A 14,913-nucleotide genomic window follows, 5' to 3' on the forward strand; every position below is an offset into this window, starting at 1 on the left:
GTGCACGTCATCGTCACCACCGACGGATCCCAGGCGTCGCTCCAGGCGGCCCGCCAGTTCCAGGTGATCGCGGACTCCCGCGAGATCACCGAGGTCACCGTGCTCGCGGTCGTGAGCCCCTACGCGGCCGCGCCGTTCGCCAACGAGCTCGGCCCGCGCCGCGCGACCGGCCAGACGGAGCTCAGCTACCGCCGCGACGCCGAGGCCGCCGTCGACACGGTCGCGGCGGTCTTCGACGGCTGGGGCCCGACCATCCACCACGACGTGCGCAGCGGCTCCCCCGCCACCGAGATCATCCGCGCAGCCGAGGACCTGTCCGCGGGCCTGATCTCCATGGCCGCCGGCAGCCGCGGCCTCACCGCCACGATCCTGCTGGGCAGCACGGCCTCGCGCGTGCAGCACTCGGCGCCGTGCCCGGTGCTGATCTGCCGGCCGACGGTGCGCGGCGTTTAGCGAGAGCAGAGCCGGGTGCGACTCGGTCGAGCCGCCAAGCCACCATGCCGCGACTCCAGTCACCCGCCCGAGTGCAGGAAACATGAGTCGCGCTTAATAATTGCCTTTACGGCAGCGCGGCATAACCTGGCCCGCAAGCTAGCCTGTTCCACGCAGCGCATTGCCGAGTGGCACTCCGCCATCACGAAAGCGCTGGCGCCTTACAGGGCCGAAAGCATCGCCACCCGCACATGCGCAGCCTCGGCAACCTGACCAAGCAAGCCCTGCTCCTCGAATACAAAAATGCAATACCCCCGAAAGGGATTGCAAGGCGCCGCCCAACCCGGCGTGCGCACCATATACTCATAGCAATTGGCGAGTCGTCGCCAAGTGCCCAATGAGGTCGAGCACGCGAGAGCATGCGATGACCTCAGCCATCGCCAGGCAGCTGGCGACAAGTCCACTTGTCGCATTTATCACGTAGCGATAGGGCAGCTGTCCTCTCAAGAGCCGCCTGGGTCGTAGAGAATCACCAAGAACAATTTCCTCGGCGCGCCGACATCTACCACACATATCAAAGGACAAGCATGACCGATGCAGCGCACGCTTCGCGAGACGCCCTTCCCATGTGGATGACGCCGCAACGGGTCACATCGGCCGAGAAAAACGAAGCGGCCTTGTCCTGGCATGACGAATCAGATCCTCGTTTTCAAGTCTCGATACCGAAGCTCAGGGAGCTACTCGAAAGCGGCTACGTCGCCACTCCCCGGTACTACTTCAAAGTCGTCGGCGACGCCCTGGGTGACACAGGATTCAACGCGTGGTGCCGCAAACTCGGTCGTGATCTGCACGAGCTTGTCGCACAACACGTCGACGACACCATAGCTGCTGAGCTTGAACCGCTGAGCAGGGACATCGGCAATGTCATGTCATGGACCCAAGGATTCGAATCTATTTTTCCGTATCTCGACGCCATCGAGCGCCGCACAGACATCGACGTCACGACGTTGACGGTCGTTGGTCGACCCGGACGCCCCCTGCTCGACGCCGCCAGAGGCCTCGCGCTCGAGGCTGAGCCGAGTGGAACCCACAGCGCGCTGAGGCGGGAAGGAAATGTCGACCGAGTTCACCGGCTGCTCCAGCAGGAAAAGAACGTGGTCGTCGAGGGCGTCGCCGGATCCGGCAAGTCACATCTGCTTGGAGGATTGACCTCGCTTTACAGTCACGTCGAGGTGGTCGTGTTTCATCCGTCCACCAGCTATGAGGAATTCGTCTCCGGTCTGCGCCCCACACAGAAGGGTGCATTCGAAGGAGTAGCCGGCACCTTTGTACAGGCATGCGAACGTGCTGCTCAAGACCCGGAAACACAACACCTCTTATTCATCGACGAGATAAACCGCGCAAACACGTCCAAGGTCTTCGGCGACCTTTTGCTCCCAATCGAGAAGAGCAAGAGAGCCGACGTGCATCGACTAGATGGGCGAGCGCTCTTCGTGAACGCACCCGACGACACCACCAGCGTGACACTGCAGACACCTATAGGCCGAGACGGCTGCAATCGCTTGGTGGTTCCCGACAATCTCCACGTCCTCGGCACCATGAACTCCACGGATCGCTCGGTAGGAACGATCGACCTCGCTCTCAGGCGTCGATTCACGTGGTTCTCTATGGAGCCACTGACTGCTGAAGCCCTTCTGCAGGACACCGACTTTCAGTCGAAGAAAGACGGCGAGAGTGCGGCTGCGCAGGAAGACTGGGATCAGGTGGTGGAGTGGTTTGGAGAGACGAACGAGACCTTGCTCACGCAAATCGGACCTGATGCACGGCTGGGACACGCATATGTGTTCGGCGCGTCATCTCCCTTGGCGGCGGCACGCAGTCTCGTGACACAGCTGGCCGAGATCGCGTTCACATTTAATCTGGCTCCCGAGACGCTCGACGAGATGCCCGCCGTCGAACTTCGCGGCGAGGCCCTCAGCCTGAACGCGACCTATCGGGGCCAGGGGCTCGGTCGCAGGCCGTCAGTAGTCATCCAGCGGCTCTCGCCGACGGAAGTCATACCGGGCAGCTCAGCGTGATGAACAAATCTGAAGACTCCGACCTGTTGTGGCTGCGGGCAAGCCGCAGAGGAGACGGTGTGGGCTTGACTGCCCTTTTTGACACGTCGACGAAAACAAAGCTGATAGTGCATGTCCTCCCGAAGCTCTGGCGTCCTTCGCGTGAACCGAGTGCGGTGGTGACACCGGACTCAAGCGCCACGCTACATGTTTACGAGGGTGACTTCGTCGGCTTCGGTTCCCGATGGCTAAGCCTCGCGGACAGACGGCTGGCTCCCGCCACTTGGTCTTCTTCGACGGCCGCGCAAGACGCGCAGAATAACGAGGCCCAGACCGTCGGCGACCCTCTATGGTCTCGCGAAATACCACTGAGACGGGTGCCACGTTCCCTCGGCGGCGATCCCGGTAAGTATGTCGAGAGCATGTGGAGATTATTGCTCGGTACCGGACAGGAGCCTGCACTTACGAAGGGAACGGTTCTCCCCTCCACAGCAGGAGTCCGGGTGCTGAACGAGATCCCGCAACTCGAAGCCCTGGTCAAGGCTACGTTCATCGCCGCTTCCTCTGAAGCTATTCCGAGAAGACGTCCGGTGTATCAATCGACCACGCAGCGAACCGATTCTGTCCGGGGACGCCTCGTCGTGAACGACCTCTTCATTCGTGACCTGCGTGGGGAGGCAGCGATCAGCTGCGAGTTCGACGAACTCACGGGGGACCATCACTACTGGCAGGTCGTGCGGGCAGCCCTAGTGGCCTGCATCAGCTCACCCGGCCAGGCTGAGCTGGTGATGGACAACCTCGCACGACTGCACGATGTCGGCACTCCGTCACTGGGGCAGGCTCTGCGGTACGCGACGAGTCTCAATCAGACCACGCGCGACCCCGCGCTCCTCAACCTACTCAGCCTCGCTGTCTTCGTACTCTCGCGCGATTTTCCGCTTGCGAGCGAGACATCGGAAATTCCTGGTGTGCTGGCGAACGTGAAGTTTTCGACCAGCTCACTATGGGAGGTGCTCTTGGAACGTGCATTCGTCCAGGCGGGTTGCTCGGTGACCCGACACGAGTCCCTCGATGTCGTTTATCGACCCACAGGACGAGGCTGGGTTCGAAGTCCCGCGAAACATCCCGACCTCTGGGTGACGACTCCCTCGGGCCAGCAATTCCTTGTCGACGCCAAGTACAGCGAGAAGACAGACTTCACAAAGGCCAGCATGAGCGATCAATATCAGGCGATCGCCTACGCGCAACGAACAGAACTCACCACATTGCTAGTGTTCACTCGGTCCAACCGCAATCCTGAGACTACCGAAACCTCGGCTAGTGAACTCGTACTGCGGGCGACACCGCCTCCAGGCTTCGACGCTGGAAGGGCAACATCACACGAGCTCTCAGACGGATGGGGCCTAGTCGGTTCTGCTTCATTCGACTTCCCCGACCCAAGCCTAATCGGCGACCTCAAAGAGGCATTGGGGGGCCTAAAGAGGTCCGCTGAAAGCGCCGTCGAGCAAGTCGAAGGGGCACGCGCCGTCAGATGACGCGTATCTGATCACCCGGGTGACGGCGCTCCAAAACGAGAGCCTCTGCTGCCCTATCCCCCGTCAGCAGGTCGAGCAGGGCGCGGCCGTTGTGCTCGTGAGGCACGGATGCCCGCGTGAATTTGGCCGGGACGAAGGCGTCACGTCCGACGGCTTGAGCGCAACATTGTGCGGCAGGGACGTGTGAGTTGTTCGCGGGACCAATGCTCGCAGCCCAGGACCAACGGCGCCCTCGATGTTGGTCTGCCGGGTGAAACCGCCACCCCGGGCGCATACCGCGATACTCAAATCTCCTCTGCCCTCAGTCGATCGCCTCAAACACCATCGTCGCCTGGATGCGGTCGCCGCCGCCGAGCCCCTTACTGCCCGACACAGCCGTCGAGATGGTGTGCAGCCGGTAGCCGCGAGCCGCCTGCGCGTTGATCGCGTTCTCCAGCTCGGTGAGGTTGCCGGATCCGGTGCCCCACACCTTCTCCTTGAGGATGGTCTGAAGGACCACGTAGCTCTTGCCGCGCTTCCGCGGAGCTGCATCCGACGTCGTCGCGGCTGCTGCTCCGGCGGAGACGGGCGTTGCCGCCGACGCGCCATGTCCCGGAGGCGGCGGAGGCTGCACCGTCTCCGTCCAGCGCGTGCCGTCCCACCAGCGCATGGTCCCGGAACCGTCGTCGTACCAACCGGCCTGCGTCTCAGCTGCCATCGTCTCGCCTCTCGTCGTGTGATCCTCCGGCCATCGTGCTCCCTGGGAAGGCGGCGGGCTCGTCCGCGGGCGGTCGGTAGCGCAGCACGGCCGCCGGCCCACCACGCCCGCCGCCCGAATGTAAAGCCCTTGTGAACACTTCGCGGTCGGGTCGATACCGTGCGTATCGTGCTCAGCACCTCCCGGCCCGACGCGTCGCCGGCTGACCGGGAGGATCCCCCACCGGAGAACGCCGACCCCCTCGGAGGCATCCATGGCATCCGCGCCCCAGCTGCGCAAGAGCCTCACGCAGAGGCAGCTCACCATGATCGCGATCGGCGGTGTCATCGGCGCCGGCCTGTTCGTCGGGTCCGGGGTGGTGATCAACGGCGCGGGTCCCGGCGCGTTCCTCACCTACGCGATCTCCGGCGTGCTGATCATCCTCGTGATGCGCATGCTCGGCGAGATGGCGACCGCGAACCCGAGCACCGGATCCTTCGCCGACTACGCCCGGCACGCCCTCGGCGGCTGGGCCGGCTTCTCGATGGGCTGGCTCTATTGGTACTTCTGGGTCATCGTCGTCGGATTCGAGGCGGTCGCCGGCGCGAAGGCGCTCACCTACTGGTTCGACGCGCCGCTCTGGCTCCTCTCCCTCGGCCTCATGGCGCTGATGACCGCCACCAACCTCATCTCGGTCGGCGCGTTCGGCGAGTTCGAGTACTGGTTCGCGGGGATCAAGGTGGCGGCGATAATCCTGTTCCTCGGCCTCGGCAGCCTCTACGTGCTGGGCATCTGGCCTGGCCGCTCCCTCGACTTCTCGAACCTCGTCGTGCACGGCGGCTTCTTCCCGAACGGCGTCGGCGCGATCTTCTCCTCGGTCGTCGTGGTGATCTTCTCCATGGTCGGCGCGGAGATCGCCACCATCGCAGCGGCCGAGTCGAAGGATCCCGCGAAGGCCATCCGGAAGTCCACCAACTCCGTGATCCTCCGCATCTCGCTGTTCTTCGTCGGCTCGCTCTTCCTGCTCGCCGTGATCCTCCCGTGGGATTCCACGGAGCTCGGCGCCTCCCCGTTCGTGAGCGCATTCGACCGCATGGGCATCCCGTTCGCGGGCGACGTGATGAACGCGGTCGTCCTCACCGCCGTGCTCTCGTGCCTGAATTCCGGCCTCTACACGGCGAGCCGCATGCTCTTCGTGCTCGCCGCGCGGCGGGAGGCACCCGCACGACTGGTCAAGGTGACGGAGCGCGGAGTTCCGCGCGCGGCGATCCTGCTCTCGTCGGTCGTCGGCTTCCTCTGCGTGATCGCGGCGGCCGTCTCCCCCGACACCGTCTTCCTGTTCCTGCTCAACTCCTCGGGCGCGATCATCCTGTTCGTCTACCTGCTCATCGCGATCTCGCAGATCGTGCTCCGCCGCCGCAACGGATCCTCGGGTCTCGTCGTGCGGATGTGGCTGTTCCCGGGCCTCTCGATCCTCACCGTCGTGGGGATCGTCGCGGTGCTCGTGCAGATGGCGCTGGATCCCGAGATCCGCCCGCAGCTCGTGCTGAGCCTCGTGGCGTGGGCGGTCGTGCTCGTGCTGTACGTGGTGACGAAGGCGCGGGGCGGGTCGGTGGATCCGGTGGCGGCGGAGCCCGTCGACGCACCGGAGACCGCCGTCCCGGTGGCGCGCGAGGCCTGATCCCTCCCGCCGGGGTCGGCGGGCACGCTGGTTAGGCTGGCCGCATGGCGACAGTGATCCTCGTGCGGCACGGACGAACGACAGCGAACGCGACCGGGATCCTGGCGGGGCGCACCCCCGGCGTCGACCTCGACGACACCGGGCGCGACCAGGCGGACCGCGCCGGCGACCGGCTCGCGGCGGTGCCGCTGGCGGCCGTGGTGTCCAGCCCGCTGCAGCGCTGCTGGGAGACGGCGCAGCGGATCCTCGAGCGGCAGTCGGGGAAGCCCGCCCAGCCCGTCGACCCCGACCTCACCGAGTGCGACTACGGCGACTGGCAGGGCCGCGCCCTCGCCGACCTCGCCAAGGAGGACCTCTGGTCGCGCGTGCAGTCGCACCCGTCCGCCGTCGTCTTCCCCGGCGGCGAGTCCATGGCCGGGATGCAGGCGCGCGCGGTCGCCGCGATCCGCCGCCACGACGCCGCCATCGAGGCCGAGCACGGGCCGGCCGCCGTGTGGGTCGCGGTCAGCCACGGCGACGTCATCAAGTCGATCCTCGCCGACGCCCTCGGCACGCACCTCGACCTGTTCCAGCGCATCGACGTGGGCCCCGCGTCGATCTCCATCGTGCGCTACGGCGCCGGCCGGCCGACCGTGCACGCGACGAACACCGACGCGGGCGACCTCTCGTGGCTGGCTGCGAGCGTCGGATCCGGTGACGCTCCCGTGGGCGGCGGCGCCGGGCACGCGACGCCGTGATCCACCGCGCATAGAGTGGACGCATGCCCACACGAGCCCTCGAATTCGACTGGCCGGACCGGGCCGTGGTCGGCACCATCGGCCTCCCGGGCGCGCGCACGTTCTACTTCCAGGTGCGATCCGGCCCGCAGCTGGTGACCATCGCCCTCGAGAAGCAGCAGTCCGCGCTGCTCGCCGAGAAGATCGACGAGATCCTCGACCAGCTCGTCACCGTCGAGGGCAACCCGTTCAGCATCCCCGAGAGCACGCCCCCGGAGCTGGTGGACAACGACCCGCTCGAGGATGTCGACGAGCGCTGGCGCACCGGTGCGATGGGCCTCGGCTGGGATCCGTCGATGGCCCAGGTGGTCATCGAGGCGTACCCGCTCGCGGAGGACGACGACAGCGACGACTTCGACCTGCCGGGCGTCGACGACGACGAGGCGGACGACACCGAGATGCTCGTGGTGCGGATGCCCGTGGGCGCGGCCCGCGCGTTCGCGAAGCGCACCCACGAGATCGTGGGCGCCGGCCGCCCCATCTGCGAGCTGTGCGGCTACCCCATCGACCCCGACGGGCACATCCACACCTTCCCCGACGAATGATGTCGGAGACGGACCCGCTGGACGGCGAGCTGATCGTCACCGGCCGCATCCGCACCGCGTCGAACGCGACCTTCCTCGGGACGATCGGCGACGTCGCCGTCGTCTACAAGCCCATCCGCGGCGAGAACCCGCTCTGGGACTTCCCCGACGCGGTGCTCGCGCATCGCGAGGTCGCCGCGTACCTGGTCTCCGAGGCGCTCGGCTGGGGCGTCGTCCCTCGCACGTGGCTCCGCGACGGCCCCGCGGGCGAGGGCATGGTGCAGCTCTGGCAGGACGAGGATCCCGACCAGGACGCCGTAGACCTGGTCCCCGCGGCCGAGATCCCGGAGACGGGCTACCGGACGGTCCTCGGCGGCGAGGACGAGGAGGGCAACACCGTCGCCCTCATCCACGAGGACACTCCCGCGCTGCGCCGCATGGCCGTCTTCGACGTCATCGTCAACAACGCTGACCGCAAGGGCTTCCACGTGCTCGCCATGCCCGACGGCCACCGCTTCGGCGTCGACCACGGGCTCACGTTCCACCAGGAGCACAAGCTGCGGACGGTGCTGTGGGGGTGGGTCGGGGAGGCGCTGACCGCGGAGGAGCTCGAGGGTGTGGATCGGGTGCTCGCGGGGCTCGATGGGGAGCTGGGGCGGGAGTTGGCGGGGTTGCTGACGGCGGCGGAGGTCTCGGCGTTGCGCGCTCGGTGCGCGCGGTTGCGCTTAGAGGCGCGATTCCCGGCGCCTGCGGGGCAGCAGTCCGCGGTGCCGTGGCCGCTCTTCTAGCTCCCCGGGAAGATCAGGCTGCACCGACGGTGCGGCGCACCGACCTTAGTTGCGAAACAAGCACCCCACTACGCGGCCCGAGCAGCGCGACTAGAGCCGAATTTGAAAAGCCAGCTCAGCCTGACGACCGCGCCTAGCGATGCGGGACGCGTCGGAGGCACGGTTTGCTCATGCAATGATTCGGACATGACTATTCCGCTCTGGCTTCAACTCGTGACGCTCGTTGTTCCAGCAACCATCAGTATCTTCTCGGCGGTTTGGGCCACGCGGGCCGCCCGCCGCGCCCAGCAAGCCGAACACGAGTCAGCACGACTTCGTGCCCTGGAAGACAGAATTGCCCAGAAGAAATACGAACTTTATCAGCCGTTCCTACAAGTTCTAGGTGACACCCTCACGCCAGCTCGGACAAAAGAGGCCTTATTGCGCGTAGAGGACGTGATGGCGGACTTCCAGACCTTTGTGACGATTTGGGGTTCCGACGACGTGGTGGACAAGTTCTTCCGCTACCGAACCGCAGCGCCTACGTCTCCGCCTACAGCCGTCATCATGAGACTGATGGCCGACTTCCTTTTGGCGGTCCGCCGCGACATTGCATGGCCGGACACAAGCATCACCGGCCTGCACGTGATCGGTATGCGCATTAACGATCTTGCGGAACACCCCGAAATGTCGGCCGCGTTGTCAGTACCGATCAAATCGCTCTTCGAGTCGGAGGGCTGGACTCCCCCGTTTGATATCGACGATTGGCTCTCGACCGGGACGGACAAGAGGAAACCAAAGTGCTAATTGCACTGAACGTCTCCGGCGTCACCAGCCGCCGGCGCCGCCGTTTAGCCACGAGCCGGGACGATACTTCACGGCGTAGCGACCTCCCCCGAGCGGCGAAATCTCGACCTCAATGCAGTGCTCACCTCGGATATTTGCCATGTAAAACGGCTGGTCATACTCGTACTCCCACGTGTCCGGCCCCCCGCTAATCCCCGGACCCATCGCTGTGGCGTACTCATCGTTCTCGAGCTTGCCCGTGAAGTACTGCCGCCCACCATCGAAGCCATCTCGCCGTGGGTTTATCAACCCAAAACCCTTCAGTGGGATCCAGCCATTTCCCTCTGCTACCTGCCACTCGTCAGTCATGACGCTCCTTTGCGGTCTGTGAGACTTTAATTGCGGAAGTGATCCGTAACGGACTCAGTTGTTAAACCGGAACTCCACCACGTCGCCGGCCCGCATGACGTATTCCTTGCCCTCGATTCGGGCCTTGCCCTTGGAGCGCGCCTCGGCGATCGATCCGGTCTCGACGAGGTCGCCGCAGGGGATGACCTCGGCCTTCGGGGACGCACCCGTATCGATTCGGTGCACTGAACTACTCCCCCGCCCCCGCTACACGCCACGTGGGATCGTTGGGATCCTTGTCGTTCTGTTGAAAAAACCTCGCTAAATCCTCGAGGTTCTCGTCTGAGAGATTTACGTCTCCATTGATGATAATGGTCTTACCATTGTCCACGTGCACATTAATAGGCTGCTCGGGGTGCTTCTTGAAAAGCTCGATGAACAAAGCCGCGATCCCCGTACCAGCACCAATAAGGCCGGTCGCGGAATCAAGTATAGGCTGAATCGACAGGTAAATTTCGTATGGACCCGCCCACACCTCCGTTGACTTGGAGACAACAGCTCGACCTTCAGCTTCTCTGCCGAGGTCATCGTAAATCTCTTTGAACTCAGACCATTCCAAGTCGGAGTCCATTCGGACGCTACCCGTCTTTGATGCCCTGAAGTGCAGTCCCGCTACGCCGTCGTTGGTCATGAGCCAATAGTAGAGCCGGGTCTAACTGATATCCACCCCCAAAAGGTGGCCACGACCGCGCTGCCGCAACTCCGCCTCAGGCGCGTTATAGCTGATCACTTGCACTTACCGCCGCAGTGCAGCACCAATACCTCTACTCAAGGCTATGGCCGCTAAACGAACCTACGGCCGAGTCTCGCATAGGACGCTGAGATTACTTGGCCCAACGAACAGGCTCGTCGAACAAGCGAACCGCAATCTAGTTGTTGAACCGGAACTCCACCACATCGCCGTCCTGCATGACGTACTCCTTGCCCTCGATGCGAGCCTTGCCCTTGGAGCGCGCCTCGGCGATGGAGCCGGTCTCGACCAGGTCGTCGTAGGAGATGACCTCGGCCTTGATGAAGCCCTTCTCGAAGTCGGTGTGGATCACGCCGGCCGCCTGCGGGGCCTTCCAGCCGCGGCCGATGGTCCAGGCCCGCGTCTCCTTGGGGCCCGCCGTCAGGTAGGTCTGGAGGCCGAGGGTCTCGAAGCCGATGCGAGCGAGCTGGTCGAGGCCCGACTCCTCCTGGCCGGTGCTCGCGAGCATCTCGGCGGCGTCCTCGGGGTCGAGCTCGATGAGCTCCGACTCGATCTTCGCGTCGAGGAACACGGCCTGCGCGGGCGCAACCAGAGCGGCCAGCTCGTCCAGACGACCCTTGTCGCCGAGCACCTGCTCGTCGACGTTGAACACGTAGATGAAGGGCTTGGCGGTCAGCAGGCCGAGCTCACGCACCGGCTCCAGGTCGATCGAAGACGCCGACAGCGGCTTGCCCGAATCCAGCCACTCGCGCGCCGCCTTCGCGGTCTCGAGCACGACGGGCTCGATGCGCTTCGTCTTCAGCTCCTTCTCGTAGCGCGGCTCGGCGCGCTCGAGGGTCTGCAGGTCGGCGAGGATCAGCTCGGTGTTGATGGTCTCCATGTCGCTCGCCGCGTCGACGCGGCCGTCGACGTGCACGACGTCCTCGTCCTCGAATCCGCGGACGACCTGCGCGATGGCGTCCGCCTCGCGGATGTTGGCGAGGAACTGGTTGCCGAGGCCCTCGCCCTCGCTCGCGCCGCGGACGATGCCCGCGATGTCGACGAAGGAGACGGGCGCGGGGAGGATCTTCTCGCTGCCGAAGAGGCCGGCGAGCACCTCGAGGCGCGGGTCCGGGAGGTTCACCACGCCCACGTTCGGCTCGATCGTCGCGAACGGGTAGTTCGCGGCGAGCACCTGGTTCTTGGTCAGGGCGTTGAAGAGCGTCGACTTGCCGACGTTGGGGAGACCGACGATCGCGATAGTGAGAGCCACGGGAGTCCATCGTACGGGGCCCTCCGGCTCCTCCCCCGCCCGCGCCGGGCTGGGCTGTCCCGGGATCCGGCGTCGGTCGTGCGTGGAACACTCGAACCCATGCCGTTGGACTTCACCGCGATCGACTTCGAGACCGCCAACAACTCGTCGGCGAGCGCGTGCTCGGTGGGTCTCGTGAAGGTGCGCGACGGCGTCGTCGTCGAGACCGCGTCCTGGCTCATCCGGCCGCCGGCGGGGCACGACACCTTCTCGGTCTGGAACACGCGGATCCACGGCATCGTCGAGGACGACGTGGCCGGCGCCGACGGCTGGGCCGACCAGCTGCCGCGCCTCATGGCCTTCGCGGGCGACGACCACCTCGTCGCCCACAACGCGCGCTTCGACATGGGCGTGATCCAGGGCGCGTGCAAGGCCACCGCGCTCATCACGCCGCCGTACTCCTACCTCTGCAGCCTCCAGGTCGCGCGTCGCACCTACGCGCTCGACTCGTACCGGCTGCCGGTCGCCGCGCGGGCCGCGGGCTTCGAGGACTTCTCGCACCACGAGGCGCTGGCGGACGCACGGGCGTGCGCAGCGATCGTCGTGCACGCGGCCGGACGGCACGGCGCCGCGTCGATCGCCGGGCTGGCGGAGGCCGCGGGCGTGGGCCTCGGCCGCATCGGCGCGCCGCGCACGCAGACCGTCACGCAGGCGTCCGCCGCCGCGACGCCGCCCATCGACTGGGCCTGATCCTCCCCAGGCGCACCCCGCCGGATCCGTCCCTCGGGCGCGCGCCCCGCGTCCCGGCCGTGTCGGGGGCCGCTGGCACACTGCACGCATGGATCCCGTCATCGCCCTGCTCGTCGGCCTCGTCATCGGCCTGGCCGTGGGCGCGGTGGTCGGGCTCGCCGTGTCGCGCGCCCGTTCCGGGGTGGATGCGCCGGGTCGCGCGGGCGAGGCCGCGCGCCTCGCCGCCGCGGAGGCCACGGTCACGGCGCTGCGCGAGCAGCTGGATCGCACGGAGCGGCTCGCCGAGGAGCAGGTCGCCCACACCACCGCGCAGTTCGCGGAGCGCGCCCAGACGCAAGACGCGCTGCACCGCGAGCGGCTCGACGCGCAGGAATCCCACCTCCGCGAGCAGATCGGCCAGCAGGAGGACCGCATCGCGGAGCTGCAGACCCGGCTGCGGGAGATCCAGCGCGCCGAGGTCGCCCGCACCGAGGAGGACGGCCGCGTGCTCACCGCGCTCAGCCCGGTCGCCGAGAGCCTCAAGCAGGTGCAGGCGAAGGTACATGAGCTGGAGGAGCAGCGGCGGCAGCAGCACGGCGAGCTGAGCGAGCAGCTGCGGAGCGCCACCGAGGCGGAGGAGCGGCTGCGCGCCACGGCCGAGACGCTCGCGTCCGCGCTCCGTTCCAACAGCACGCGCGGCGTGTGGGGCGAGACGCAGCTGCGGAGCGTGGTCGAGGCGGCGGGCCTCATCCACCGGGTCGACTTCGATGTGCAGACCTCCGTCTCCACCGCGCAGGGCGTCGGCCGGCCCGACATGGTCGTGCACCTGCCCGGCGGCAAGCACATCGCGGTGGATGCGAAGGCGCCCTTCACCGCGTACCTCGAGGCGAGCGCCATCCCCGCGTCCGCCACCGGGCCCGAGGGCGCCCGGCGCGACGCGCTCATGAAGCAGCACGTGCAGGCGGTGCGCGACCACATCACGGCCCTCGGCAGCCGCGCGTACTGGGAGGGGCTCGACGCGAGCCCCGAGATGGTCATCGCGTTCATCCCGAGCGAGTCGCTGGTGTCGTCGGCGCTGGAGGCGGATCCGAGCATCATGGAGTTCGCGTTCTCCCGCCGCGTCGCGCTCTCCTCCCCCGTCACGCTGTGGTCGGTGCTGAAGACCGTCGCCTTCAGCTGGCAGCAGGAGGTGCTCACGGAAGACGCGAAGCAGCTCTTCGACCTCAGCCGCGAGCTGCACGCGCGCCTCGCCACCAGCGGCGAGCACATCGCCAAGCTCGGCCGCTCGCTCACGGGCGCGGTGGGCGACTACAACCGCGTCGTCGGATCCCTGGAGCGGCAGGTGCTCCCCACCGCCCGCCGCCTCACCCGGCTCGACGAGTCGAAGGTCATCGGCACGCTCGAGCCGCTCGAGGCCACCACCCGGGAGCTCACCGCGGACGAGTTCACGCGCCCGCCCGCCCCGGCCGCTGGCACCCCCGCTGGGTAGAGTGGCGAGCACGCGGGGCCCGGCCGCACGACTCCATCCGCCGGCCGATCAGGATCCCGCGACAGCCGCACGGCGTCGCCGTGGATCCGCCGAAGGAGATGCACCATGCCCGTAGCAACCCCCGAGCAGTACGCCGAGATGCTGGATCGCGCCAAGGCCGGCGGATTCGCGTACCCGGCCGTCAACGTCTCGTCGTCGCAGACCATCAACGCGGTCCTCCAGGGGCTCACCGACGCCGGATCCGACGGCATCATCCAGGTCACCACGGGCGGCGCCGACTACTTCTCCGGCCACACCGTGAAGAACCGCGCGGCCGGCGCCCTCGCCTTCGCGCGCTTCGCCACCGAGGTCGCCAAGAACTACCCCATCACCGTCGCGCTGCACACCGACCACTGCCCGAAGGACGCCCTCGACGGCTTCGTCATCCCCATGATCGAGGCCAGCGAGGAGGAGGTCCGCGCGGGCCGCAACCCCATCTTCCAGTCGCACATGTGGGACGGATCCGCCATCCCGCTCAACGAGAACCTCGACATCGCGACGGACCTGCTCCCCCGCATGAAGGCGATCAACGCGATCCTCGAGGTCGAGATCGGCGTCGTCGGCGGCGAAGAGGACGGGGTCAGCCACGACACCGGCTCGCACCTCTACACGACCCTCGAGGACGCGATCTCCACGGTCGAGGCCCTCGGCCTCGGCGACAAGGGCCGCTACATGGCCGCGCTCACCTTCGGCAACGTCCACGGCGTCTACAAGCCCGGCGGCGTGCAGCTGCGCCCGGCGCTGCTCAAGGAGATCCAGGACGGCATCGCCGCGAAGTACGGCACGGGCGAGAAGCCGTTCGACCTCGTCTTCCACGGCGGATCCGGCTCCTCCGACGACGAGATCTCCGAGGCCGTGCGCAACGGCGTCGTGAAGATGAACATCGACACCGACACGCAGTACGCGTTCAGCCGCTCCATCGCCGACTCGGTGCTCCGGAACTACGACGGCTTCCTCAAGGTCGACGGCGAGGTCGGCGACAAGAAGACGTACGACCCCCGCGCCTGGGGCAAGACGGCGGAGTCGGCCATGGCCGCCCGCGTCGTCGAGGCCACGCGCCAGCTCGGCTCGCACGGGAAGTCGCAGAGCTAG

At 66.5% G+C, this 14,913-nt stretch carries 15 protein-coding genes and 1 pseudogene; 11 read left to right on the forward strand and 5 right to left on the reverse strand.

The annotated features are described in order from the left end of the window. The 3 genes from KYT88_RS11510 (at nucleotide 1) to KYT88_RS11520 (ending at nucleotide 4,024) form a co-directional block, all read left to right on the forward strand. Nucleotides 1–453, forward strand: a complete 453-nt coding sequence (locus KYT88_RS11510; RefSeq protein WP_043588572.1) for a universal stress protein — start codon at nucleotides 1–3, stop codon at nucleotides 451–453. Nucleotides 454–1,019: 566 nt separating this feature from the next. After that, entirely contained in the window at nucleotides 1,020–2,510 is a 1,491-nt protein-coding gene (locus KYT88_RS11515) for an McrB family protein (RefSeq protein WP_081841009.1), read from the forward strand. Between the two features lie 482 nt (nucleotides 2,511–2,992). After that, nucleotides 2,993–4,024: a 5-methylcytosine restriction system specificity protein McrC gene (locus KYT88_RS11520; RefSeq protein ID WP_162178082.1), complete on the forward strand. Its 1,032-nt coding sequence runs from the start codon at nucleotides 2,993–2,995 to the stop codon at nucleotides 4,022–4,024. Between the two features lie 301 nt (nucleotides 4,025–4,325). Here KYT88_RS11520 and KYT88_RS11525 read toward each other — a convergent pair whose 3' ends face one another. Continuing rightward, on the reverse strand, nucleotides 4,326–4,721 hold the full coding sequence (locus KYT88_RS11525; RefSeq protein WP_081841011.1) for a DUF2510 domain-containing protein: 396 nt from the start codon (nucleotides 4,719–4,721) through the stop codon (nucleotides 4,326–4,328). Nucleotides 4,722–4,974: 253 nt separating this feature from the next. Between KYT88_RS11525 and KYT88_RS11530 the strand changes: the two genes are divergently transcribed. The 5 genes from KYT88_RS11530 to KYT88_RS11550 all read left to right on the forward strand — a co-directional run bounded on the left by KYT88_RS11530 (nucleotide 4,975) and on the right by KYT88_RS11550 (nucleotide 9,255). Further along, nucleotides 4,975–6,381: an amino acid permease gene (locus KYT88_RS11530; RefSeq protein ID WP_043588579.1), complete on the forward strand. Its 1,407-nt coding sequence runs from the start codon at nucleotides 4,975–4,977 to the stop codon at nucleotides 6,379–6,381. A 44-nt stretch (nucleotides 6,382–6,425) separates the two neighbouring features. Beyond that, the gene (locus tag KYT88_RS11535) at nucleotides 6,426–7,118 is read left to right on the forward strand and encodes a histidine phosphatase family protein (RefSeq protein ID WP_043588581.1); all 693 of its coding nucleotides are present in this window, start codon (nucleotides 6,426–6,428) and stop codon (nucleotides 7,116–7,118) included. A 23-nt stretch (nucleotides 7,119–7,141) separates the two neighbouring features. Further along, nucleotides 7,142–7,702 (forward strand): DUF3090 domain-containing protein, encoded by a 561-nt coding sequence (locus KYT88_RS11540; protein ID WP_043588584.1) that lies wholly within the window; start codon nucleotides 7,142–7,144, stop codon nucleotides 7,700–7,702. Beyond that, a complete protein-coding gene (locus tag KYT88_RS11545) occupies nucleotides 7,702–8,469 on the forward strand; it encodes an SCO1664 family protein (RefSeq protein ID WP_043588587.1) in 768 nt (255 codons plus the stop codon). The genes KYT88_RS11540 and KYT88_RS11545 overlap by 1 nt, the downstream gene beginning before the upstream one ends. Before the next feature lie 186 nt (nucleotides 8,470–8,655). After that, nucleotides 8,656–9,255, forward strand: coding sequence for a hypothetical protein (locus KYT88_RS11550; RefSeq protein WP_147362319.1), 600 nt, complete (start codon nucleotides 8,656–8,658; stop codon nucleotides 9,253–9,255). A 21-nt stretch (nucleotides 9,256–9,276) separates the two neighbouring features. Here the strand turns inward: KYT88_RS11550 and KYT88_RS11555 are convergent, their stop codons facing one another. From KYT88_RS11555 to ychF, 4 genes and pseudogenes are all read right to left on the reverse strand, one after another. Then, nucleotides 9,277–9,603, reverse strand: coding sequence for a hypothetical protein (locus tag KYT88_RS11555; protein WP_043588592.1), 327 nt, complete (start codon nucleotides 9,601–9,603; stop codon nucleotides 9,277–9,279). 54 nt (nucleotides 9,604–9,657) lie between these two features. Beyond that, nucleotides 9,658–9,798 (reverse strand): annotated as a pseudogene (locus KYT88_RS11560) (DUF933 domain-containing protein); the annotation flags it as partial. 34 nt (nucleotides 9,799–9,832) lie between these two features. Then, a complete protein-coding gene (locus KYT88_RS11565) occupies nucleotides 9,833–10,273 on the reverse strand; it encodes a hypothetical protein (protein WP_147362320.1) in 441 nt (146 codons plus the stop codon). Between the two features lie 238 nt (nucleotides 10,274–10,511). Next, the gene (gene ychF / locus KYT88_RS11570) at nucleotides 10,512–11,585 is read right to left on the reverse strand and encodes a redox-regulated ATPase YchF (RefSeq protein ID WP_012038913.1); all 1,074 of its coding nucleotides are present in this window, start codon (nucleotides 11,583–11,585) and stop codon (nucleotides 10,512–10,514) included. Between the two features lie 99 nt (nucleotides 11,586–11,684). Between ychF and KYT88_RS11575 the strand changes: the two genes are divergently transcribed. The 3 genes from KYT88_RS11575 (at nucleotide 11,685) to fbaA (ending at nucleotide 14,913) form a co-directional block, all read left to right on the forward strand. Continuing rightward, the gene (locus tag KYT88_RS11575; protein ID WP_043588594.1) at nucleotides 11,685–12,314 is read left to right on the forward strand and encodes a 3'-5' exonuclease; all 630 of its coding nucleotides are present in this window, start codon (nucleotides 11,685–11,687) and stop codon (nucleotides 12,312–12,314) included. Nucleotides 12,315–12,402: 88 nt separating this feature from the next. Further along, nucleotides 12,403–13,782, forward strand: coding sequence for a DNA recombination protein RmuC (locus KYT88_RS11580; RefSeq protein WP_043588596.1), 1,380 nt, complete (start codon nucleotides 12,403–12,405; stop codon nucleotides 13,780–13,782). Between the two features lie 105 nt (nucleotides 13,783–13,887). Further along, nucleotides 13,888–14,913: a class II fructose-bisphosphate aldolase gene (gene fbaA / locus KYT88_RS11585; protein ID WP_043588598.1), complete on the forward strand. Its 1,026-nt coding sequence runs from the start codon at nucleotides 13,888–13,890 to the stop codon at nucleotides 14,911–14,913.

Source organism: Clavibacter sp. A6099 (assembly GCF_021919125.1).
Taxonomy (GTDB): Bacteria; Actinomycetota; Actinomycetes; order Actinomycetales; family Microbacteriaceae; genus Clavibacter; species Clavibacter seminis.

Excerpts from the sequence above, each read along its gene's own strand:
- KYT88_RS11515 (WP_081841009.1), top strand. The coding sequence starts at position 1,020 with ATGACCGATGCAGCGCACGCTTCGCGAGACGCCCTTCCCATGTGGATG.
- KYT88_RS11525 (WP_081841011.1), bottom strand. The coding sequence starts at position 4,721 with ATGGCAGCTGAGACGCAGGCCGGTTGGTACGACGACGGTTCCGGGACC.
- KYT88_RS11530 (WP_043588579.1), top strand. The coding sequence starts at position 4,975 with ATGGCATCCGCGCCCCAGCTGCGCAAGAGCCTCACGCAGAGGCAGCTC.
- KYT88_RS11535 (WP_043588581.1), top strand. The coding sequence starts at position 6,426 with ATGGCGACAGTGATCCTCGTGCGGCACGGACGAACGACAGCGAACGCG.
- KYT88_RS11540 (WP_043588584.1), top strand. The coding sequence starts at position 7,142 with ATGCCCACACGAGCCCTCGAATTCGACTGGCCGGACCGGGCCGTGGTC.
- KYT88_RS11545 (WP_043588587.1), top strand. The coding sequence starts at position 7,702 with ATGTCGGAGACGGACCCGCTGGACGGCGAGCTGATCGTCACCGGCCGC.
- KYT88_RS11550 (WP_147362319.1), top strand. The coding sequence starts at position 8,656 with ATGACTATTCCGCTCTGGCTTCAACTCGTGACGCTCGTTGTTCCAGCA.
- KYT88_RS11555 (WP_043588592.1), bottom strand. The coding sequence starts at position 9,603 with ATGACTGACGAGTGGCAGGTAGCAGAGGGAAATGGCTGGATCCCACTG.
- KYT88_RS11565 (WP_147362320.1), bottom strand. The coding sequence starts at position 10,273 with ATGACCAACGACGGCGTAGCGGGACTGCACTTCAGGGCATCAAAGACG.
- KYT88_RS11575 (WP_043588594.1), top strand. The coding sequence starts at position 11,685 with ATGCCGTTGGACTTCACCGCGATCGACTTCGAGACCGCCAACAACTCG.
- KYT88_RS11580 (WP_043588596.1), top strand. The coding sequence starts at position 12,403 with ATGGATCCCGTCATCGCCCTGCTCGTCGGCCTCGTCATCGGCCTGGCC.
- fbaA (WP_043588598.1), top strand. The coding sequence starts at position 13,888 with ATGCCCGTAGCAACCCCCGAGCAGTACGCCGAGATGCTGGATCGCGCC.